18 protein-coding genes are annotated in these 23,242 nt (G+C 33.5%); 8 read left to right on the top strand and 10 right to left on the bottom strand.

Annotated features, from left to right (window positions below):
* The first annotated feature begins 203 nt into the window (after positions 1-203).
* The 3 genes from ACKOWY_RS08715 to ACKOWY_RS08705 all read left to right on the top strand — a co-directional run bounded on the left by ACKOWY_RS08715 (position 204) and on the right by ACKOWY_RS08705 (position 3,931).
* Complete coding sequence (locus ACKOWY_RS08715) at positions 204-1,076, top strand: phosphatase PAP2 family protein (RefSeq protein ID WP_408941052.1); 873 nt, start codon at positions 204-206, stop codon at positions 1,074-1,076.
* Complete coding sequence (gene eptA, locus ACKOWY_RS08710) at positions 1,057-2,583, top strand: phosphoethanolamine--lipid A transferase EptA (protein WP_408941051.1); 1,527 nt, start codon at positions 1,057-1,059, stop codon at positions 2,581-2,583. The genes ACKOWY_RS08715 and eptA overlap by 20 nt, the downstream gene beginning before the upstream one ends.
* 97 nt (positions 2,584-2,680) lie before the next feature.
* Positions 2,681-3,931, top strand: coding sequence for an ABC transporter permease (locus ACKOWY_RS08705; protein WP_408941050.1), 1,251 nt, complete (start codon positions 2,681-2,683; stop codon positions 3,929-3,931).
* A 69-nt stretch (positions 3,932-4,000) separates the two neighbouring features.
* Here the strand turns inward: ACKOWY_RS08705 and accD are convergent, their stop codons facing one another.
* The 3 genes from accD to ACKOWY_RS08690 are packed head-to-tail and all read right to left on the bottom strand — an operon-like array spanning position 4,001 to position 8,586.
* Positions 4,001-4,855, bottom strand: a complete 855-nt coding sequence (gene accD, locus ACKOWY_RS08700) for an acetyl-CoA carboxylase, carboxyltransferase subunit beta (RefSeq protein ID WP_408941049.1) — start codon at positions 4,853-4,855, stop codon at positions 4,001-4,003.
* A gap of 57 nt (positions 4,856-4,912) precedes the next feature.
* A complete protein-coding gene (gene fbaA, locus ACKOWY_RS08695; RefSeq protein ID WP_408941048.1) occupies positions 4,913-5,980 on the bottom strand; it encodes a class II fructose-bisphosphate aldolase in 1,068 nt (355 codons plus the stop codon).
* A gap of 50 nt (positions 5,981-6,030) precedes the next feature.
* On the bottom strand, positions 6,031-8,586 hold the full coding sequence (locus tag ACKOWY_RS08690; protein WP_408941047.1) for a BamA/TamA family outer membrane protein: 2,556 nt from the start codon (positions 8,584-8,586) through the stop codon (positions 6,031-6,033).
* A 35-nt stretch (positions 8,587-8,621) separates the two neighbouring features.
* On the opposite strand from ACKOWY_RS08690, the gene ACKOWY_RS08685 reads away from it, so the two are divergent.
* Positions 8,622-9,353, top strand: a complete 732-nt coding sequence (locus tag ACKOWY_RS08685; RefSeq protein ID WP_408941046.1) for a TrmH family RNA methyltransferase — start codon at positions 8,622-8,624, stop codon at positions 9,351-9,353.
* On the opposite strand, the gene ACKOWY_RS08680 is transcribed toward ACKOWY_RS08685, so the two are convergent.
* From ACKOWY_RS08680 to ACKOWY_RS08650, 7 genes are all read right to left on the bottom strand, one after another.
* Positions 9,350-10,054, bottom strand: a complete 705-nt coding sequence (locus tag ACKOWY_RS08680) for a porin family protein (protein ID WP_408941045.1) — start codon at positions 10,052-10,054, stop codon at positions 9,350-9,352. The two genes, ACKOWY_RS08685 and ACKOWY_RS08680, sit on opposite strands and share 4 nt — an antisense overlap.
* Before the next feature lie 33 nt (positions 10,055-10,087).
* Entirely contained in the window at positions 10,088-10,819 is a 732-nt protein-coding gene (gene ubiE, locus ACKOWY_RS08675) for a bifunctional demethylmenaquinone methyltransferase/2-methoxy-6-polyprenyl-1,4-benzoquinol methylase UbiE (RefSeq protein WP_408941044.1), read from the bottom strand.
* Positions 10,820-10,870: 51 nt separating this feature from the next.
* Positions 10,871-11,353, bottom strand: coding sequence for a dihydrofolate reductase (locus tag ACKOWY_RS08670; protein WP_408941043.1), 483 nt, complete (start codon positions 11,351-11,353; stop codon positions 10,871-10,873).
* Between the two features lie 12 nt (positions 11,354-11,365).
* On the bottom strand, positions 11,366-12,190 hold the full coding sequence (locus tag ACKOWY_RS08665; RefSeq protein WP_408941042.1) for a thymidylate synthase: 825 nt from the start codon (positions 12,188-12,190) through the stop codon (positions 11,366-11,368).
* A 37-nt stretch (positions 12,191-12,227) separates the two neighbouring features.
* Positions 12,228-12,860: a bifunctional nuclease domain-containing protein gene (locus ACKOWY_RS08660; RefSeq protein WP_408941041.1), complete on the bottom strand. Its 633-nt coding sequence runs from the start codon at positions 12,858-12,860 to the stop codon at positions 12,228-12,230.
* A 242-nt stretch (positions 12,861-13,102) separates the two neighbouring features.
* Positions 13,103-14,071 carry an electron transfer flavoprotein subunit alpha/FixB family protein gene (locus tag ACKOWY_RS08655; RefSeq protein WP_408941040.1) on the bottom strand — a complete coding sequence of 323 codons (969 nt, stop codon included), beginning with the start codon at positions 14,069-14,071 and terminating at the stop codon, positions 13,103-13,105.
* Positions 14,072-14,109: 38 nt separating this feature from the next.
* Positions 14,110-14,856 (bottom strand): electron transfer flavoprotein subunit beta/FixA family protein, encoded by a 747-nt coding sequence (locus ACKOWY_RS08650; protein ID WP_408941039.1) that lies wholly within the window; start codon positions 14,854-14,856, stop codon positions 14,110-14,112.
* A 218-nt stretch (positions 14,857-15,074) separates the two neighbouring features.
* Here ACKOWY_RS08650 and ACKOWY_RS08645 point away from each other — a divergent pair, with 218 nt between their 5' ends.
* The 4 genes from ACKOWY_RS08645 (at position 15,075) to lysS (ending at position 23,185) form a co-directional block, all read left to right on the top strand.
* Complete coding sequence (locus ACKOWY_RS08645) at positions 15,075-16,103, top strand: pyruvate dehydrogenase complex E1 component subunit beta (RefSeq protein ID WP_408941085.1); 1,029 nt, start codon at positions 15,075-15,077, stop codon at positions 16,101-16,103.
* A 113-nt stretch (positions 16,104-16,216) separates the two neighbouring features.
* Complete coding sequence (locus tag ACKOWY_RS08640) at positions 16,217-18,655, top strand: DUF5686 family protein (RefSeq protein WP_408941038.1); 2,439 nt, start codon at positions 16,217-16,219, stop codon at positions 18,653-18,655.
* 111 nt (positions 18,656-18,766) lie between these two features.
* Entirely contained in the window at positions 18,767-21,343 is a 2,577-nt protein-coding gene (locus ACKOWY_RS08635) for a sodium-translocating pyrophosphatase (protein ID WP_408941037.1), read from the top strand.
* A 147-nt stretch (positions 21,344-21,490) separates the two neighbouring features.
* Entirely contained in the window at positions 21,491-23,185 is a 1,695-nt protein-coding gene (lysS, locus tag ACKOWY_RS08630) for a lysine--tRNA ligase (protein WP_408941036.1), read from the top strand.
* Positions 23,186-23,242: the final 57 nt, after the last annotated feature.

The raw sequence follows: 23,242 nt of genomic DNA, 5'->3' as shown, positions 1-23,242 counted from the left end.
AAAACATGCATTTTTTTATCAATTGTGTTTACAATACAATTTTGACAAACAAGTATTATAAATATATTTATATATTTGACAATTATACGCTGCGCTATTTCGAAATTTGCTCAATTTGAGAGTAGAATCAAGGAGAAATTTCATTTTGAAAATTATTTTTCAAATTCAAAATAGCACAGGTTATGAGTTTATAATTATTCAATATGTTAAGTAAATTTATTGCATTTAATCCGGAAACAAGAAACAGAATCAACTCGAATGTAACTGCAAATTATTCCAAGCTCAAAGTATCTTTACTTTTTACTCCTCTACTTTTATTAAGCGCAATTGCAGTGTTTTTATACAGTAAGAATTCTTTATCTACATCAGGGTATCTAACTATTCAGAGGGATTTGTTTTATTTTATTAATTCAAAATTATCTCAGTTTCCAGCTGTAATTTACAATCTTACACAATTAGGTGATGCCTTGATTTTCATGTCGTTGCTTTCCGTTTTCCTTTTATATGCGCCAAAATTATGGGAAAGTTTACTTTCGGCGTCTATTGTTTCTGCTTTGTTATCCAACCTATTGAAAAATCTATTTTCAATACCAAGACCTGCTGCTGTTTATGATTCGAATACATTTGTAATCATAGGTCAAAAATTAGTTGGACACAGTAGCTTACCTTCAGGTCATTCAATAACAATTTTCACCGTTTTAACGGTATTATTATTTGCATTTATGCCGAAAAAATTAAATATCAAATTCATTTGGTGTATTACTATTATAAGTATTGGTTTGTTGTTGGTTTTTACTCGAGTTGGAGTAGGGGCGCACCATCCATTGGATACCCTTACAGGAAGTTTGATTGGTTATATTTCGGGAGTTTTAGGGATTTTTATTAGCAGAAAATATAAAATCTGGAATTGGGTTCATAACGTAAAATACTACCCAATTTTTATGGCTTTGTTTTTTATTTGTAGTGTGATTATGATAAATAAAATCAGCAATGAAAACCTATTCATATTTTATATCACCTTAATTAGTTTGATTGTTTCACTTTTTAAAATTAGTTATGTTTACATTAAAAAGTAAAATTAAAATTACGCATTTCGTTGCGGTATTGAGTGTTCTCAATTTTTTATTTTTTCACTTTCCTTTCTTCAAATTTGTTTTCAACAATTTAGATTACAAAAGCTTTAGTGGTATTACTATAATTATTAGTTTGGTGATATTAATGTTGGTTTTAAATGCTTTTGTTTTTTACTTGTTTTTTTCACTTTCTCGTTATGTAGGTAAATTTTTATTGGCATTATTTTTTATCATCAATTCAATTTCAGTTTATTTTATCAATACCTATGGAGTGATTTTAGATGAATCCATGATTGGTAATGTGCTCAATACCAAATACGAAGAATCAAGTAGTTTTATCTCTTTCAAATTTTTTGTATATCTTATTTTCTTTGGAATAATTCCAAGTATCTACATCGTTAAAGCGCAAATAGTTACGGTTCCTTGGAAGAAGTTCTTAAAAACAATTTCACTTACATTAGTATTCCTTTTGACGATAATTTTTGCCAATGCAAGCAATTGGCTTTGGATCGATAAAAACTCAAAAACCCTTGGCGGACTTGCAATGCCATGGTCTTATACAGTAAACATTTCACTTTTTTATATTCATGATTTTAAGAAAAATGAGAAAGAGATTATTCTGCCTAATGCTACTATCAAAGACAATCAAAAATCGGTAGTAGTTTTGGTTATTGGAGAATCAGCACGCAGTCAAAATTTCTCATTGTATGGATACAATAAAAATACCAATCCACTTCTTTCAAAAATTCCTAACGTAGTTCATTTTAATGCCACTTCATGCGCAACCTATACTACAGCAGGGGTGAAAGGAATTGTTTCGCATTCAGATTCGGGTGACTTGTATGAAATTTTACCAAATTATTTGTTTAGAAATAATGTTGAGGTGGTATGGCGAAGTAATAATTGGGGGGAGCCTCCAATTCACATTAAAAATTTTCAAGACCGAGAATTTTTATCCAAAAATTGCCAAGGAGAAGGCTGTAATTATGATGAAGTATTGCTTTCGGGATTAAAAGAGCAAATTCAATCGAGCACAAAAAATAAAGTACTTATTGTGTTGCATACCAGCACCAGCCACGGACCATCCTATAGTAAGAAATATCCTCCGCAATTTGAAAAATTCAAACCCGTTTGCAATAGTGTAGAATTAGGAAATTGCTCACAAGCAGAATTGATAAATGCTTACGATAATACCATTGTTTATACGGATTATATTCTATCTAAAATTATTGGAGATTTAAAAGAACTAAAAGAATACCATAGTTCGATGATTTTTGTTTCCGATCATGGTGAATCATTAGGGGAAAAAAATCTATACATGCATGGGCTTCCATTAAGTATTGCGCCAAAAGAACAATATGAAATACCATTTATTGTATGGACTTCAGATGGGTCAAAAAAATTGAAACCAATAAAAACAGTTTCTCAATATCATGTATTTCATAGTGTTTTAAATTTCTTAAATCTTCAAAGTCCAATTTATGATGAAGAAAAGAATATTTTTAAATAACATTTGAACTTCACCAGGTAATTTATTTGATTTTTGTGTAACAAATGCGTCTTTCTAATTACTAATGCACTAAATTTGACTTACAAATACTACCATTATGTTAGTTTACCTTCGTTTACTTAAAGAAAGTTTTGGTTTTGCTATGAATGCTTTGCGAAACAATAAGTTGCGAACGCTACTTTCGTTGCTTGGGGTAACTATTGGTATTTTTTCTATTATCGCAGTCCTTGCCGCGGTGGATTCATTGGATAGAAAAATCAAAAAAGATCTAAGTAGTTTAGATAAAAATACCATTTATTTATTTCAAGGTTCTTTTGGTCCCTCTGAAATTCCGAAATGGAAAAGAGAGCAATTTCCAGATGTAAAATATACAGAATATGAATATTTAAAAGCAAATATGCCGGACGCACAAGAAATGTGCTTTCAGTTATTTGTAAAAATGGAAACCTTAAAATACGAAACCAAATCGGTGAGTAATGTGAATGTAGTTCCAGTTTCGCATGAGTTTATTGATATTCAAGGTTTGGAATTTGCCGAAGGCAGATTTTATAATGAATCCGAATCCAATTCGGGGGCACAAGTAGTTGTAATTGGAGATCAATTAGCAAACAGTCTTTTTGAAAATGTTGATCCAATTGGAAAGCAAGTGCGTTTGTACGGTCAACGGTTTACGGTTATTGGAGTATTGAAAAAACAAGGTGCCGGAATGTTTGGCGATAGTAACGATACTTCGGTGTTTATTCCAGTAAATTTCTTACGAAGATTGTATGGAGAAAACAACAATTCGATGACGCCTGTTATTGTTATTAAGCCTCAAAAAGGGATTGATATGGATGCTTTTAAAGCAGAATTATCTCAGAAACTTAGAGCATTTAGAGGGCTTAAAACAGGAGAAATTGATAATTTCTTCATCAATGTATTATCAGGTTTCACCGATTTATTAGACGGAATTATAGCTAACATGAATTTGGGAGGCTGGATAATAGCTGGTTTTTCGCTTCTTGTAGGTGGTTTTGGAGTGGCAAACATTATGTTTGTTTCTGTGAAAGAACGCACCAATTTAATTGGAATTCAAAAATCACTTGGTGCTAAAAACCGATTTATCTTGTTTCAGTTCTTATTTGAAGCGGTAATCTTATGTTTGATTGGCGGGTTAATCGGAATACTATTAGTTTGGTTTATTGCTTTAGGATTAACTAAAATGCTCGACTTTGAGTTTGTTTTGAGTTTTTCAAATATAATGCTGGGATCGGGATTGGCAATATTAATTGGCTTAATTGCCGGAATCTTGCCTGCAATATCGGCATCTAAGTTAGATCCGGTGGAAGCAATTCGAAGTGGAATGTAAACGTAATTCAAATAAATGAAAAACCCACAAAGTACTTTGTGGGTTTTTTGTTATCCAATAAAATATCAATTAGCGAATATCTTGATTTAAGATTAAGTCGATGTATAAATTGATTTTGTCTTTTAATTCTTTTCTTGGAGCAATAAAATCTAAAAAGCCATGCTCTAAAACAAACTCTGCAGTTTGAAATCCTTCCGGTAAATCTTTACCTGTTGTATCACGAACAACACGAGGTCCGGCAAAACCAATTAACGCTCCAGGTTCAGAAATATTTATATCTCCAAGCATTGCATAAGATGCCGTAGTACCTCCTGTTGTAGGGTCAGTACATAAAGAAATATACGGTATTTTAGCTTCGGCTAATTGCGCTAATTTAGCCGATGTTTTTGCTAATTGCATTAACGAATAAGCGGCTTCCATCATACGAGCACCTCCCGATTTGGAAATCATTACAAACGGTACTTTATTTTTGATTGAATAATCAATTCCACGAGCAATTTTTTCTCCAACTACAGCTCCCATTGATCCTCCAATAAAAGCAAAATCCATACAGCACACCACAAGGTCTTTTCCTTTTGATTTTCCAAATCCTGTTCTAACCGCATCTTTCAATTTGGTTTTGTCCATTACGTCTTTTAATCGATCAGAATATTTTTTAGTATCTACAAATCCAAGCGGATCTTTAGAAGTCATTTTGGCATCTAATTCTTTGTATTCGTTATTGTCAAATAAGATTTCAAAATATTCTTTACTTCCAATTCTAACGTGAAAACCATCTTCTGGACTTACCCATAGATTGCGTTCCAACTCATCGGCATCAACAATTTTACCTGTAGGTGATTTATACCAAAGTCCTTTTGGTACATCTTTCTTGTCTTCTGTAGCGGTAGTAATACCTTTTTCTGTTCTTTTAAACCAAGCCATAGTTTATAATTATGAATTATAAATTATGAATTATGAAAATTTCGTAATTCGTAATTTTTAAAGTGTGTTTACATTGTTTAAGTCAGCAAATGCTTGCTCCAATCTTGTGTTGAAAGTTACCTCTCCTTCACGAACCCATTTTCTTGGATCGTAATATTTTTTATTTGGAGCATCAGCACCTTCTGGATTTCCAATTTGAGTTTTTAAATACTCAATATTATTCACCATATAATCACGAATACCTTCGGTGAAAGCAAATTGTAAATCGGTGTCAATGTTCATTTTAATAACTCCATATGAGATAGCTTCTCTAATTTCTTCTAATGTTGAACCCGATCCTCCATGGAAAACGAAATCTACCGGATTTGCACCGGTTTTAAATTTTTCTTGAACATAATCTTGAGAATTTTTCAAGATTTTTGGAGTTAATTTTACATTACCTGGTTTGTATACTCCGTGAACATTTCCAAATGAAGCTGCAATTGTAAAACGCGGACTTACTTTTGATAATTCTTCATAAGCATAAGAAACTTCTGAAGGTTGGGTGTATAATTTAGAGCTATCTACATCAGAATTGTCTACACCATCTTCTTCACCACCCGTAATTCCAAGTTCTATTTCTAATGTCATTCCCATTTTACTCATACGAGCTAAATAGGTTTTACAAATTTCAATATTTTCTTCAATTGGCTCTTCCGATAAGTCAATCATGTGGGAAGAGAACAATGGTTTTCCAGTTTCTGCAAAGTGTTTTTCAGATGCATCTAATAAACCGTCAATCCAAGGTAAAAGTTTTTTTGCACAGTGATCGGTATGAAGAATAACAGTTGCACCGTAAGCTTCAGCCAAAGTATGGATGTGTTTTGCACCCGCAATACCACCAGCAATAGCCGCTTTTTCACCAGCATTTGAAAGTCCTTTTCCAGCATTAAATTGGGCACCACCATTAGAAAATTGAATAATAACAGGTGCATTTAATTTTGCTGCTGTTTCTAATACTCCATTTATAGTGTTGGATCCTGTTACATTTACTGCAGGCAATGCAAATCCTTTTTCTTTAGCATAGGCAAAAATTGCTTGAACTTCATCTCCTGTAGCAACTCCCGGTTTAATATTGTGTGACATGTTTTGTTTATGTAATTAAATTAAGTTTACAAAAGTAATAATTTCTAAAATTAGAACGGATAATTTATACCAATATTTAATACCGACTTGGCTAAATTTATCTCTTTAAACCATTTTTCATTTTCTGAATTCGCAGGATTGTAAGTTTTAAATCCAAAATCAAAACGAACAACAAACAAGCCTTGATCGTAACGAATTCCAGTTCCTGTGCCTAAAGCAATGGTGTTTAGGGAAGAAATTCCGTTGAATGTATACGAATCATCTTCTGTGTTGTCAAGTACATTCCAAATATTTCCTGCATCAGCAAATAGAGCACCATTAAATTTTCCAAATAAATTAAAACGAAGCTCTGCGCTTAAAGTTAGTTTTAAATTGGCTTCGTTAAAATCGTTCAAGCCACCACTTTTTCCGGGACCTAAACTATAAGGTTGCCATGCTCTAATATCATTTGAGCCTCCCGAAAAATAACTTCGAGAAAACGGAATACTCTTAGAGTTTCCATAAGGAACAGCTAATCCAGCAAAGCTTCGAATTGCGAAAACTTTTTTTCCAGGCAAAGGCCAGTGTTTGATGTATTCAAATTCACCTTTTAAATATTGAGAATATTCTACTTCAAAAAATGTATCTGCGCCTCCTTGCTTGTTTAACTGTTTGGAAACCCTTGCTAAAAGTGAAAGGAAATTCCCCGCAGATTCAAATTTGGTTCTGAAAGCATGAAACGAATTGTCGGTAAGGTCTTTTTTTGTGGTTTGAGAATAACTAATGCTTGTGGCAAAAATCAGGTTATTTTCGGTTAATCTTTTTCTTCGTTCTTCAATGCTTCGAATCGATTTTAAATCGGTTTCAGTTATTGAATATCCACTCGGATTAGTTAAGGCGTCTGCTGTAAATCCGTTGGTTCCATTTTCAATAGTTAGTTGATGGGTGTCGTTTGTGAAATAATTTTGGTTCACCGTTGGATAATTATTTGCAATAGCATTTAATGCATTGTAGGAAGATTGGTAAATATTGAAATAATTTCCTGTATTTAAATTTTTAACATATTGAATATTAAAAAGATCCAGTCTAAAAGTAGAATTAGTTTTGGGAGACCAATTGTAAGAAAACGAACTGGTGAAGTTTTGTTTGTCTAAACCAATATTAGTTTGTTTTGCATAACCTACACTAATAGTAGTGGAAGGAATCATACTTTTACGAATAATTTTATCTAAATTAAATGGGAAAAATAGTCTAGGAAAACTCAATTTGGCATCTACCCCAATTTCCGAAATATTAAAGAAATTGTTTTTTGGATTTGCCAAGTCTTTGGATGCACCAACATTACCTCTGAATCCAATTTGAAACGTTTCAGCACCATTAAATACATTACGAATTCCAAGTGAGGTGTTTCCCGAAATACCAAAATCTTGAATGTTTGAATGGATAAAATCAGCAGAATAACCAAAACTAAATTTGTCTCTAGGCTTTAAATAAATGTTGGCAATTAAAGATTTATTGTCTTTTGGGTCAATTTTATATTCAATTGCTGGATAATCAAAAACTCTTAAATTACTTAAATATTTGGTTGTTAGTTGGGTATTTGTGTCCGAAAACAAACTTCCTTTGGTAATGAAAACCGAGTTAGTAATTGATTTTGGATGGTATTTTAATTTTTTTTCGCTGTAAAGCATAAAATCTTTATACTGCACGCTGTCTTTAATAGGAGCTTCTACTTTATTGGTGGATCGATCGGTGTAAATGGCCACTTTACTGATTTTATACAATTCAAATGGAGCCGTTTTTGAGGAATCATTCTCCCTATAAGAATAATCTTTTACGATTAATTTTACATTTACTTTTTTGCTAGTATTAATGGTGTCTAAAGCATATGAAATGTAATTTTGTTGAAATAAATAGGCGCCGTTATTTCTAAATTCGGTGGTGATTCTATTTCGTTCTTCCTCTAAATTTTCTGTAGCATATTGCTTGTTTTTCTTAATAATTGAGTTTGCAACCTTTGCTTTATATAATGAATCTAAGGCAGGGCTTCCAATTTGAGTGGAAATACTATCGATTAAATAAGGTTTTTTTAATGCAATTTGGTATTTGATATTGGTTTTTTTCTTCAATGTGGTGTCGCTTGTAAAATTGGCTTTTACATCAAAATACCCTTTGTTATAGTAGTAGGCTTCTAGTCTTTTTAAAGATTTTTTGGTATAGGTTGAATCATAAATTACAGGCGCTTCACCTGTATTGATTAAAAAGTCACTCCATCCGGAAACTAAAAAGGATTTTCCAAGTCGGTCAACTTGTTTTTGAGATAGCAGTTTAGCAAGGCGCGCTTTTCTTTTTGGTTTTTTATTAAGCCAAATGGCATATGTAGAATCAGCATTTGGTTTTGATAAATTGAATAAATTTAAACGTAATCGATAACCTAAAATAGAACTGTTAGGTTTTTGATACAATTGAAAAAACAAATTCTCGTCTTTAATTTCTTTGCCATCCACCGAAATTTCGTTTTTCATCAACAAACGTTTTCCTTCGGCAACTCGTTTTGTTGTGTTACAAGCAACAAATAAGAGCAGAATTACAATAATTAATGATATTTTTGTAAGGTGTTTTTTCAAAAGATGCAAAATTTAATCCAAAAGTACATTTTTTTATGGTTAGTAAAAACCAAATTAAACTAATTACGAGTTTACAGCAAAAAAAATTCAGACAACTTCACAAATTATTTATTGCCGAAGGGGTGAAAGTAATTCAGGAATTGCTGGATTCTAATTTTGTCTTAGAACATTTATTTGTTACTGAATCTATTTTTGAAAACATAAAAAACGACTCAAAGTCGCTCATTTCTGAAGCCGAATTAAAGAAAATTTCTTATCTAGCGACACCTAATAATTGTTTGGCATTATTTCAAATTCCTGAGCCTGAATTAATGGCTTCTTCCGGATTGATTGTGGCTTTAGATGCTGTTAGAGATCCTGGAAATTTAGGTACTATTATTCGTTTGTGCGATTGGTATGGAATTGAACAATTGTGGTGTAATGAACAAACGGTTGATTTGTACAATCCTAAAGTAGTTCAGGCAACAATGGGTTCTTTGGCAAGAGTAAAAGTGCGTTATTTGGATCTTGAAAAACAAATTAGTGAAACCAGACTTCCTGTATTTGGAACTTTTATGGACGGTGAAAACATCTATCAAAAAAATCTACCAAATGAAGGTGTCCTGATTTTAGGTAATGAAGCAAACGGGATTTCAAGCGCTATTGAAAATTTAGTTACTACAAGATTGGCGATTCCAAGATTTGGAAAAATTCAAAAAACTGAAAGTTTGAATGTTGCCACAGCAACCGCAATATTTTTAAGTGAATTTAAGCGAAGCACTGTTTAGTGAAAGGTAAAATTCACAAAGATGGCTCTGGTTTTCATCGCATCGATATTACCAGTCCATGGGCTGTCTGGGTTATTATCACGAATTAATTCATCATTTAATCCAAAGACTCCGCGGATTGATGGTGAGAATTTGAAGTATTCTAAGAAAAAATCTATTCCGAAACCAATTTGGTAATTTTGTGTCCAAGGTTTTAAGCGAAATTTTTGTTGGTAATTATCGTCAGTAGATTTAGAATTACTGGCTAAATTCAAAGTAGCGGATACACCACCTACAAGATATGGTCGTATATTTCCTGTTCTTTTAGATGAAAATTTTACCAATAAAGGAAAGTCAATATAGGTAGAACGAATTTCTCTTTCGGCATCTATTTGTCTTGTAAACCCGCTATAATAAAGATTCCTTTGGGTATAATATAAGCCCGGTTCAAAACGGATGTTAATGTATTCTTGTAGTCTTAAATCGCCAACAATTCCCACATTAAATCCTGTAGAAGTGGTAACCGAAATGTCTTTACTGGGGTTGTTTAAATAATCGATTTTAAAATCATATGTGTTGAATCCCAAATAATAACCAAAGTAAACTTTTTGCTTGTCAAAATTCTCTAAATTTATTATTGGGTCACTTGAAAAGATCCCTTTAGTTTGCGCGGTTAGTTGCAAACTTAAAATTAGAAAAAGTGAATATAAAAGTTTCTTCATAATGCAGTTATTCCAATCGTTAAGAAAGGAGAGTTATTTTTTGGTTGCCGAATAAATTGTTGCTACACCAAATGTTTGCGGCATTGCTACCACATCTATAAACCCAATTTTTCTTAAAATATTGTTCAACTTTTCTCCATATGGAAAAACAGATGCCGATTCGGATAAATAACCGTAGGCCACATTGTCTTTAGAAAACAGCTTGCCAATTACAGGCAATATGTATTTTGTATATAAATAGTATCCTTGTTTGAACGGTGCTTTTTCGGGTACGGAAGTTTCTAAAATCACAAAGATTCCTTCTGGTTTCAATACTCTTAAAATTTCTTGAAGTCCTTTTTCTAGCGTTTCAAAATTACGAATTCCAAAAGACACAGTAATTGCATCAAAATGATTATCTGGAAAAGGCATGCTTTCACTATCGCCTAAAACCATTTCAATAACCGAATCTAATTTTTTTTCAGCAATTTTCTTTTTGCCTACTTCAAGCATTCCTGCCGAAATATCTAGTCCAATAATATTTTTTGCATTTGTTTTAGCCATTAAGATAGCTAAATCACCGGTTCCTGTAGCAATGTCTAAAATGGTTTCAGGATTTTTGGCAGCAACCAATTGCAGTACTTTTTTTCGCCATTTCACATCAATTCCAAAAGAGATTACTCGGTTTAAACCGTCGTAATTTCCAGAAATTGTATCAAACATTTGAGTAACCTGCTCTTTTTTTCCTAAAGTAGAATCTTTGTAAGGAGTAACATTTTTTGACATTATTACGGGTGCTTTTAATCGCGCAAAAATACAAATAATAAATGGAACTGCTTATTTTTTTAAATAAGTCTCAAAGGTGAAATCGTATTGGTGTTTTTCATCCTTGAAATGTTTTTCAGAAAAAACTAAATTCCATTCAGAAGCATTAAATTCTGGAAAAAAAGCATCGGCATCTAGACTTGTATGCACGCGTGTTAGGTCAATTTTATCTGCCAATGGAATGGATTGCTCATAGATTTGGGCACCACCAATGATGAAAACTTCCTCATTTTGCGGGGCAATAGCTATAGCTTCTTCAAGTGAATGCACCACAATACAATTTTCAACGAGGTATTCTTTTTGACGAGTGATTATGATATGTGTTCGATTAGGCAGAGGTTTTGGAAAACTTTCAAATGTTTTTCTCCCCATGATGATGTGATGTCCCGAGGTTATTTCTTTAAATCGCTTAAAATCATTGGGTAAGTGCCAAAGCAAATCATTGTCTTTTCCTAACGCATTATTTTCGGCTGCCGCAGCAATAAGTGTGATCATAGTAGAATTGAATTAAACCGCAACAGCACCTTTAATATGTGGGTGCGGATCGTAACCTTCTAAAGTAAAATCATCAAAATCGAAATCTAAAATATTTTTGATATTTGGATTGATAATCATTTTAGGTAACGCTCTACAATCTCTTGAAAGTTGTAATTCAAGTTGCTCAATATGGTTGTTGTAGATGTGTGCATCGCCAAAAGTGTGAATAAAATCGCCTGCCTCTAAGTTGCATACTTGTGCAATCATCATAGTAAGTAGGGCGTAAGACGCTATATTAAAAGGTACGCCCAAGAAAATATCGGCACTTCTTTGGTACAATTGACACGATAATTTTCCTTCCGAAACATAAAACTGGAAGAAAGCATGGCAAGGAGGCAAAGCTACTTTTCCGTTGGCAATATTTTCTGCAAAAGATTTGGATGTATCTGGTAAAACCGATGGATTCCATGCAGAAACCAGCATTCTTCTACTGTTTGGATTGGTTTTTAGGGTTTCAATTAATTCGGTAATTTGATCTATTTCTTCACTATTCCAATTGCGCCATTGGTGTCCATAAACAGGACCTAAATCTCCATTTTCATTTGCCCATTCATCCCAAATTTTAACCCCATTTTCTTGTAAATATTTAATATTGGTATCGCCTTTTAAAAACCACAACAATTCATAAATAATTGATTTTAAATGCAGTTTCTTAGTTGTTACCATTGGGAAACCTTCACTTAAGTCAAAACGCATTTGGTAGCCAAATACACTCTTTGTTCCGGTTCCTGTGCGATCACCTTTTTGGGTTCCGTTTTCTAAAACATGTTTTACTAAGTCGTGGTATTGTTTCATTTTGGATTATTGGGTAAAGGGTTCTGGGTCTTAGTTATTAAATATTTGGTTCTAGATTAGTGTCCTCTCTCTTTGAAATCTCGTCTCTAATTCTAGCTGCTTTTTCATAATCTTCTTCTTGAACTGCAACCTCTAACTGATCGTGCAATTCAAACAAACTCAATTTTTTATACGGCGATTGATTTTCTTCTTCAGCTCCAAATGTTTCAGGTTCTGTAAGTGAGCCATCTTCCATGGTGGTGTTACTTTCAGAATCGGCAGTGTTATAAAAACCTGCTTTTTCTAGAATATTTTGATAGGTGAAAATTGGTGCCTGAAATCGTAATGCAAGGGCAATAGCATCTGAAGTTCGGGCATCAATAATTTCTTCTATTTTATCTCTCTCACAGATGATACTTGAAAAGAAAACGCCATCAACTAGTTTGTGTATGATTACTTGTTTGACTAGTATGTCAAATCGATCCGCAAAGGTTTTAAATAAATCATGAGTTAGCGGGCGTGGTGGCTTGATTTCGTTTTCTAAAGCAATAGCAATAGATTGCGCTTCGAATGCACCAATAACAATTGGTAGTTTTCGATCGCCATCCACCTCATTTAAAATCAATGCGTAAGCACCGTTTTGCGTTTGGCTGTAAGATATCCCTTTAATTGTTAGTTTTACTAAACTCATAATTTTGTCATTGCGAGGAACGAAGTAATTTAATGAAATAATACTTATGCATTCCTTTGTTTGATTCTTAGCCCTGATTGCAGCAAGTATCCTTTATTGTTTTTCTTTATAACAATAAAGATACTGCGTAAAGCAGGAAAAGGCTTTGCAAAGTAACAAAAAAGTTTTGCTTTTGAAAACAAAAAAATAAGCTATCTAAAATTTTATTCGGATAGCTTATTAATTATTTATTTGGTTTTGATTTAGCTGTTTTGCGCCTTAAACTCTTTTAATTTTTGAGTCAAACGAGGAACCACATCAAAGGCATCGCCTACAATTCCGTAATCTGCAACTTTAAAGAAAGGAGCTTCTGGGTCGGTATTGATAACTAATTTCACCTTAGAAGAATTGATTCCGGCAATGTGTTGGATGGCTCCAGAAATTCCGATGGCTATGTATAAATTGGTTGCTACAGGTTTTCCTGTTTGCCCTACGTGTTCGCTGTGAGGGCGCCAACCAATATCAGAAACTGGCTTAGAACATGCAGTTGCAGCACCAAGAACGGATGCTAATTCTTCTAGCATTCCCCAATTTTCTGGTCCTTTCATTCCGCGCCCACCAGAAACTACTACATCGGCATCTGCGATGGTAACTTTTCCTGATGATTTTTCTACTGATTCTACTTTTACAGAAAAATCGGCATCATTTAAACTCGGATTGAAATCTTCCTCAGTTAATGAAGTTGAATTTTCAACTAATCCGAATGAGTTTTTACTGATTGAAAGTACTTTTATGTCGGTTGCGATTTCGGTAATGTTGAAAGCTTTATTTGAAAATGCTGTTCTTTTTACTTGAAATGGACTGGTAGAAATTGGCAATCCTACAACATTACTTGCTAAACCTGCTTCTAAACCAATAGAAACTAACGGTGCTAAATACAAACTATCTGTGGTAGAAGAAAGAACCACTACTTTAGCTCCTTCTTTTTGAGCAGTTTGTTTTAATACATCGGCATAGGCTTTTGCATTAAAGTTGGCTAATTTATCGTTGTTTACTTTTACTACTTTTGAAACTCCGTATTTAGATAATTCAGAAGTGTTAGAACAGTTTATGGTTACTGCAGTAACTGAAGTTCCTATAGAATCTGCTATTTTTTTTGCATAAGAGGCTAATTCAAAAGCTACTTTTTTAATTTTCCCTTCGGATGATTCTGCGTATATTACTATTGACATTTTATTTTATTTTAAATGTTGAATTATAAATTTTGAAATTAAATAACTTTTGCTTCGTTATGAAGTGCGTTTACTAATCCGTCAAGATCATCTGCAGCAAATAATTTTACAGCTGATTTAGCGGCAGGTTTTTCAAATTTTACAATTTTAGTTTGATTTTCGGCTCCTATAGGCTCTAGAATAGTAAGAACTTTAGTTCGTGCAGTCATGATGCCACGCATGTTTGGAATACGTAAATCTTTTTCTTCAACTAATCCTTTTTGACCACCAATAATTAATGGTAAACCAGCAGAAATAATTTCTTTTCCTCCGTCAATTTCTCTTGCTGCTTTCGCAGAATTTCCATCGATCGTTAATTCAGTACACGAATTTACAAAGTTGTAATTCAATAAGCCTGCTAGCATTCCAGGTACCATTCCGCCATTGTAGTCTAACGATTCTTTTCCACAAATTACTAGATCGTAACCTCCGGTTTTAACTACTTCAGCTAATTGTTTTGCAACAAAAAAACCGTCAGTTGGATTTGCATTCACACGAATTGCTTCATTTGCACCAATTGCTAGCGCTTTTCTTAGCGTTGGTTCGGTATCGGCTCCACCAACATTTACAACAGTTACCGTTGCACCTTGTTGCTCTTGAAACCAAATTGCTCTTGTTAAGCCAAATTCATCATTTGGGTTGATTACATATTGTACGCCATTGGTATCAAATTCAGAATCGCTATTAACAAAGTTGATTTTGGAAGTTGTATCGGGTACGTGACTTATACAAACTAATATTTTCATGGTATAGATTTTAATTTTTTCTGTCTGTAAAAGTATAAAATATATTTCTAATTTTAATATGCGTGCATATAAAATTATCTTAAATTATCCCTATTATATCGATTTCGCTGAAGACCGCTTCATTCATTTGCTTTCATTGATTTTATAAAGTGCTAATTTGTATTGATATAATTTAAGTTTAATATGTTTTTTTATCATTTTAAATTTTTACTTTTGCTATCCAAAATTGTCCTTCGGCTGCGAAAAGGACGATAAATAAATTAGAAAATATGAGAACTATACAATTTAGAGAAGCTATTGCTGAAGCGATGAGTGAAGAAATGCGTCGCGATGAATCTGTTTATTTAATGGGAGAAGAAGTTGCCGAATACAATGGTGCTTACAAAGCTTCCAAAGGTATGTTGGATGAATTTGGACCAAAACGTGTTATTGATACTCCAATTGCTGAGTTAGGTTTTGCTGGAATTGCGGTAGGATCTGCAATGAATGGTTGTCGTCCAATTGTTGAATACATGACCTTTAACTTTTCGTTAGTTGGTATTGATCAAATTATTAATAACGCAGCAAAAATGCGTCAAATGTCGGCTGGGCAATTCCCAATGCCAATGGTTTTTCGTGGGCCAACTGCTTCGGCTGGACAATTAGGAGCTACGCATTCTCAGGCATTTGAAAACTGGTTTGCAAATACTCCAGGACTTAAAGTTGTTGTTCCTTCAACAGTTTATGATGCGAAAGGTTTATTGAAAGCTGCTATTAGAGATGACGATCCAGTTATTTTTATGGAAAGTGAGCAAATGTATGGTGATAAAGGAGGAGTTCCAGAAGGAGAATACATTATTCCTCTAGGAGTTGCCGATATTAAAAGAGCGGGTACTGATGTGACTATCGTTTCTTTTGGAAAAATAATAAAAGAAGCACATATTGCAGCAGATGATTTAGAAAAAGAAGGTATTTCTTGTGAAATTATCGATTTGAGAACAGTTCGTCCAATGGATTATGATGCAATTATCACTTCGGTTAAGAAAACCAATCGTTTGGTAGTTCTTGAAGAAGCTTGGCCATTTGCAAGTGTTGCTTCAGAAATCACTTACATGGTTCAAGAAAAAGCATTTGATTATTTAGATGCGCCTGTTCAAAGAATCACAACTGCAGATACGCCTGCGCCGTATTCGCCAACTTTATTAAAAGAATGGTTGCCAAATGCAGCAGATGTTGTAAAAGCTGTTAAAAAAGTGATGTACAAATAATAATATTCTATTATATTTGAAGCTTCATCTGAGAAATCGAGATGAAGCTTTTTTATTTAGTATCTATTCCTATGTTTAAAAAAATAACTTTCCTATTTTTCTTCTGTTTTTCGATGGCTCTAATCGCACAAACTAAAGTTAGTGGGGTAGTTGTGGATAAAAAAAACAAACCAATATCATACGCGAGTCTTGTATTTAAAGGTTCAAATGAAGGAACAGTGTGTGATGAGAACGGTAAGTTTTATTTGGAATCAAATGCTACATACACGGCTTTCAGAGTTGCTTTTTCAGGATATACTACAAAGGATGTGGTGCTTTCAAAATCGGTCACCTATAATATTAAAGTGATATTAGATAGCGAAATCGTTTTGAAAGACGTGGTAATTTATAAAGGAAAAACTTCCAAAAAAAACAATCCTGCTTTAGCTATTTTAAGAAAAATATGGGAGCGTAAAAGAAAAAATGGTCTTCGTATTTTCAATCAGTATCAATATGAAAAATACGAAAAAATAGAATTTGATTTAAATACCATTGATAGTGCTTTTATGAAAAGCAAGGTATTTAAAGGAATGGAATTTATTTTTAATAAGTTGGATACATCTAAGGTAACTGGTAAAACCTATTTGCCTGTTTTTATTAATGAATCATTATATGATGTGTATGGTGATAATAAAATTAATAAGGAAAAAGCCGTATTAAAAGCGAATAAAAACTCGGGATTAGGTAATGGAGAAGGGGTTAATAATTTCATGAAAGACCTGTATAACGATTACAATATTTATAACAATCACCTTACTTTTTTCGACAAAAGTTTTACAAGTCCGCTATCAACTACAGGTATTGACGTTTACAATTATGTACTTAGAGATAGTTCCTATATTGATAATAAATGGTGTTTTAATATTGAATTTTATCCAAGAAGGAAGAACGAACTTACTTTCAAGGGAGATTTTTGGGTAAATGACACCACTTTTGCCATAAAAACCATAAATATGGCCGTTTCAAAAAGCGCCAATATTAATTGGGTAAAAGATATTTTCATTGAACAAGAGTTTGATGTTCAAAATGATTCGGTATTCTTATTAACTCGTGATTACATGATGTCTGATTTTTCTTTTAGCAAAAAAGAAGAATCAAAAGGAGTTTATGGAAAACGAACTACATTATTTAGAAACCATAAATTTAATGAGCCAAAACCAGATAAGTTTTACAGAGAGGAAGTGAACTTTTTAGATAATTCAGTATTTAAAAAAGATAATGAATATTGGGAGAAAAACCGATTTGAAAAATTAAACAAAGATGAGATTGGGGTTTATAAATTAATTGATACCTTGAAAAAGGTGCCTCGATTTAAGCAAATGTATAATTTGGTCACTATACTCGGTAGTGGTTATATTAATTACGATTGGTTTGATTATGGACCTATATTTTCAACTGTTGGATACAATGAAGTAGAGGGAATGCGATTACGTGTTGGAGGTAGAACTTATTTTGGGCATAATGATAAATGGCGTTTACAGGGGTATACTGCCTATGGATTTCATGACAATAAAATTAAGTATGGTTTCTCTGGTAAATGGATGATTGAACCCAAAAACAGAATCATAATTTCTGGAGGTAATCGAAGGGATGTAGAGCAAATTGGTGCTAGTTTAACTAGTTCTAATGATGTTTTAGGTAGGAGTTTTGCTTCTTCAAGTCTATTTAGTTTTGGGGCAAATGGAAAATTAACTAATGTGAATTTTTCAAATATATCTTTTGAAATAGAACCTTTGAAAAATTTAATTTTTGAAACTAGTCTTTCATATAAAACATTAGAATCGGCTTCGGATGCTTTCCGATTGGATTATTTTACAGATGATTCTCATACTACCACAAAAAGTTCAGTACAACAATCAGAAGTTGGATTTCAAATTGAGATCACACCCAATAAAAAAACGTCAGGATATGGCGTAGAGCGATCAATTGTTGATAGCCCATATAGTAGAATATTTTTAAATTTAAGTCAAGGGGTTAAAGGGTTATTTAATAGTGATTTTGAATACAGTAAAGTACAATTATTTTACAAGCAGCCTATATTAATTGGTCCTTTAGGAAGAACCAATTTGACTATGGAATTAGGAAAAACATTTGGAAATGTTCCCTTAGGATTGATGAGTGTAATACCAGGTAATCAAACGCTTTTCAATATAAAAAACACGTTTAACAACTTGAACTTTTATGAATTTGTTTCCGATAGATATGCAACATTACAATGGGAGCATAATTTTCAAGGCAGATTATTTTCAAGAATCCCGTTCATGAGAGAATTGAATTGGAGAGAAATAATTGGGGTAAAAACAGTTTATGGTGATATTTCTATTGAAAACAAACTTCTTAATGCCTCTGGATTAATTTATAAGGCACCAACCAACCCGTATTGGGAATATAGTTTTGGAGTTGGAAATATCTTCAAAGTGTTGCGATTAGACGCTAGTTTTAGAGGGAACTACCGCGATGTTCCTGAAACTAGTAATTTTACAATTAAGGCGCAAATTGGGTTTTATTTTTAGAACTATATAAAATTAGCATATTTTTTACTAGTTAAATTACGCAATTTGCATTAGTTCTTAAAAAATTGTTATTTTTGCAGCCGATAAAATTTATAACAAACATTTAAATTTATGGAATCAATAATGATTTATGTGCCTATAATAATGGCATTGATTGGATTAGCTTTTATGGCAATCAAAAGATCTTGGGTTTTAAAACAAGATGCTGGGGATGGAAAAATGAAAGAAATTTCAGATTTTATCTATGAAGGTGCCTTAGCTTTTCTTAAAGCAGAGTATCGTTTATTAGCAATTTTTGTTGTTGTAGCAAGTGTTGTTTTGGCTGGGATTACTCAAATCGACGGAGTTAAAACACATTTATTAATTGTTGTAGCATTTGTTTTTGGTGCCTTTTTCTCTGCTTTAGCGGGAAATATGGGTATGAAAATTGCAACTAAAACTAATGTAAGAACTACGCAAGCAGCTCGTACTAGTTTGCCACAAGCTTTAAAAGTTTCTTTTGGAGGAGGTACAGTAATGGGATTAGGTGTTGCTGGTTTAGCTGTTTTAGGTTTAACAGGATTTTTTATTATTTTCTATACTATATTTATGGGTGGAGCTTGGACTAATGGTGAAGACATGACCAAAGTTCTTGAAACTCTTGCTGGTTTCTCTCTTGGAGCAGAATCTATTGCATTGTTTGCTCGTGTAGGTGGAGGTATTTATACTAAAGCTGCCGATGTAGGTGCCGATTTAGTAGGTAAAGTTGAAGCTGGAATTCCTGAGGATGATCCGCGTAACCCTGCTACTATTGCAGATAACGTAGGAGATAACGTAGGAGACGTTGCAGGTATGGGTGCCGATTTATTTGGTTCTTATGTTGCTACAGTTCTAGCTGCAATGGTTCTTGGTAACTATGTAATTAAAGATATGGGTGGTAAAATCGAGGACGCTTTTGGTGGAATCGGACCAATTTTATTACCAATGGCAATCGCTGGTTTCGGAATTTTATTCTCTATCATCGGAACCATGTTAGTAAAAATTAATAGTGATGATGCTAAAGAAGCTCAAGTTCAAAAAGCATTAAATATTGGTAACTGGGTGTCTATTATTTTAACAGCAATTGCTTGTTATTTCTTAGTAGATTTTATGTTGCCTAAAGTAATGACAATGGAATTCTTTGGAGAAGGTGCTCAGCAAATTTCTTCAATGCGTGTTTTCTATGCTACATTAATAGGATTAGTTGTTGGTGGAGCTATTTCATCAGTAACAGAATATTATACAGGTTTAGGTACAAAACCAGTTTTGGCAATCGTACAAAAATCTTCAACAGGAGCAGGAACAAATGTTATTGCTGGTTTAGCTACCGGAATGATTTCTACTTTCCCAACTGTATTATTATTTGCTGGTGCTATTTGGGCATCGTATGCATTTGCAGGATTCTATGGAGTGGCTTTAGCAGCTTCTGCAATGATGGCTACAACTGCAATGCAGTTAGCAATTGATGCATTCGGACCAATTTCTGATAACGCAGGAGGTATTGCGGAAATGAGTGAATTACCTAAAGAAGTTCGTACAAGAACCGACATCTTAGATTCAGTAGGTAATACTACTGCTGCAACAGGAAAAGGTTTTGCAATTGCTTCCGCTGCATTAACTTCATTGGCGTTATTTGCTGCTTATGTTACTTTTACAGGAATTGATGGAATCAACATCTTTAAAGCTCCTGTATTAGCTATGTTGTTTATTGGAGGTATGATTCCTGTAGTTTTCTCTGCATTAGCAATGAACTCTGTAGGTAAAGCTGCAATGGATATGGTATATGAAGTACGTCGTCAGTTCAAAGAAATTCCAGGAATTATGGAAGGAACTGGAAAACCTCAATATGGAAAATGTGTTGAAATCTCTACTAAAGCGGCATTAAGAGAAATGATGTTGCCAGGAGTATTAACTATTGGTTTCCCAATTGCAATTGTATTATTAGGTAAATTAGTTTACGGAGATAACAACCAATTAATCGCTGAAATGTTAGGTGGTTATATGGCAGGAGTTACTGTATCTGGAGTATTATGGGCTGTGTTCCAAAATAATGCAGGTGGTGCTTGGGATAATGCTAAAAAATCATTTGAAGCAGGTGTTGAAATTAACGGAGAAATGACTTACAAAGGTTCAGATGCGCATAAAGCAGCGGTAACTGGAGATACAGTTGGAGATCCATTTAAAGATACTTCAGGTCCTTCTATGAACATTTTAATCAAATTAACTTGTTTAATTGGATTAGTAATTGCTCCAATCTTAGGAAACGGAACTGCTCCAGAAGGAAAAGAAATGAAATGCGTTATCAAAATGGAATCGTCATGTTCTGAAGAGAATATGATGGGGAAATGTGATATGAGCAAATGTGCTACTATGACTAAAGACGAGTGTGCAGCAATGTGCGATAGTCTTAAATGCTCACCAGAAGAAAAAGAAATGTGTTTATCGCATTATGATGAAAATGGTAAATTCGTTGCTCCAAAAGAATGTAAAGAAGGAGAAGGAAAATCGTGTTGTGTGAAAAAAGAAGAAAAAAATGTTAAGGTAATTTTAGTTAATGATAAAGGAAATGCAAAAGCTACTGTAATTACTACCGAAAAAGGTAAAGCAACCACTCAAGTTTTCGAAGGATCTATTGATGAGGTGAAAGCTAAAGTTGAGTCAATGAAGTAATCTTCAATATCAATATTCTTTTAAATGCCTCACTTTGTGAGGCATTTTTTTTACTATCATTAACATTCAATCAAATCAATAAAATATTAATTCATAATTCTACAATACCCAATCTTTTATTATCTTTGAACGCTTAAAAAATATCCTATGCAACTTTCAGAACAAGAAATCATTAGAAGAGAAAAACTAGACGCTTTGCGTGCTTTAGGAATCAATCCTTATCCAGCCAATTTATTTCCAGTAACCCATACTTCTAAGCAGGTAAAGGAAGGTTTTGAAGAAGGTAAGAAGGTGGTTCTTTCTGGACGATTGATGAGTGTTCGTGATCAAGGTAAAGCTTGTTTTGCAGAGTTACAGGACAGCGAGGGTAGAATGCAATTGTATCTAAATCGTGATGTAATTTGCCCGGGTGAAGATAAAACTACTTACAATCAGGTGTTTAAAAAACTAACCGATTTAGGGGATTTTATTGGAATTGAAGGCGAATTGTTCACTACACAAGTGGGTGCAAAATGTGTTCGTGTAGACGGTTTCACTTTTTTAAGTAAAACACTGCGTCCATTACCAATGCCAAAAACAGACGAAGAAGGGAATGTACATGATGCCTTTAATGATGCTGAATTACGTTACAGAATGCGTTATGTAGATTTAGTTGTAAATCCGCAAGTAAAAGAGGTTTTTATTAAAAGAACGAAGCTTTTTACCGCAATGCGAAATTATTTCAACGCAGCGGGTTATATGGAGGTGGAAACACCAGTTTTACAATCTATAGCGGGTGGAGCTGCAGCTCGTCCATTTATTACGCATCACAATAGTTTGGATATTCCTTTGTACATGCGTATTGCTAATGAATTGTATCTAAAAAGATTAATTGTTGGTGGATTTGATGGGGTTTTTGAATTTTCAAAAAATTTCCGAAATGAAGGTATGGATCGTACCCACAATCCAGAATTTACAGCAATGGAAATATATGTAGCCTACAAAGACTACAATTGGATGATGGTATTTACTGAAAACTTATTAGAGCATTGCGCTCTAGAAGTAAACGGAACCACCGATGTCGTTTTTGGTGAACATAAAGTAAGTTTCAAAGCGCCTTATGCTAGAGTAACCATGACCGATGCCATAAAAAACTTTACAGGAATTGATATTTCGGGTAAGAGCGAAGCACAGTTACTAGAAGCTGCTAAAAGCTTGGGAATTGATGTGGATGAAACGATGGGTAAAGGAAAATTAATCGATGAAATTTTTGGTGCAAAATGTGAAGGAAATTTCATTCAGCCAACATTTATTACCGATTATCCAAAAGAAATGTCACCATTGTGTAAAGAACACCGCGATAATCCAGAATTGACCGAACGATTTGAATTGATGGTTTGTGGAAAAGAAATTGCAAATGCCTATTCGGAGTTAAATGATCCAATTGATCAAAGAGAGCGATTTGAGGCGCAATTAAAGCTTGCTGAGCGCGGAGACGATGAAGCGACTCAATTTATCGATAACGACTTTCTAAGAGCCTTAGAATACGGTATGCCGCCAACTTCAGGATTGGGTATCGGAATGGATCGATTAATAATGTTCTTAACCAATAATGCGTCGATACAAGAAGTGTTGTTTTTCCCTCAAATGCGACCAGAAAAAAAGCAAGTTGAATTATCTGAAGAGGAGAAGTTTATCATTAGCTTGTTGAAAGCAGAAAACAACCAGCCCTTAGGGCAGTTAAAAGAGCGATCTGCATTAAGCGGAAAGAAATGGGATGCTGCAATGAAAGGATTGTCTAAACATGGATTAGTTAAAGTAGTTGTAGAAGGAGATTCTAAAACAGTAGAGTTAAAATCATAAATTTTTGATTTTTATATTATTTGTAAAAAAAAATATTAAATTAGCATCTTAAATAAT

Origin of the sequence: Flavobacterium sp. (assembly GCF_046073885.1) — a bacterium.
Taxonomy (GTDB): Bacteria; Bacteroidota; Bacteroidia; order Flavobacteriales; family Flavobacteriaceae; genus Flavobacterium.
This window is presented reverse-complemented; position numbering and strand designations above follow the sequence as displayed.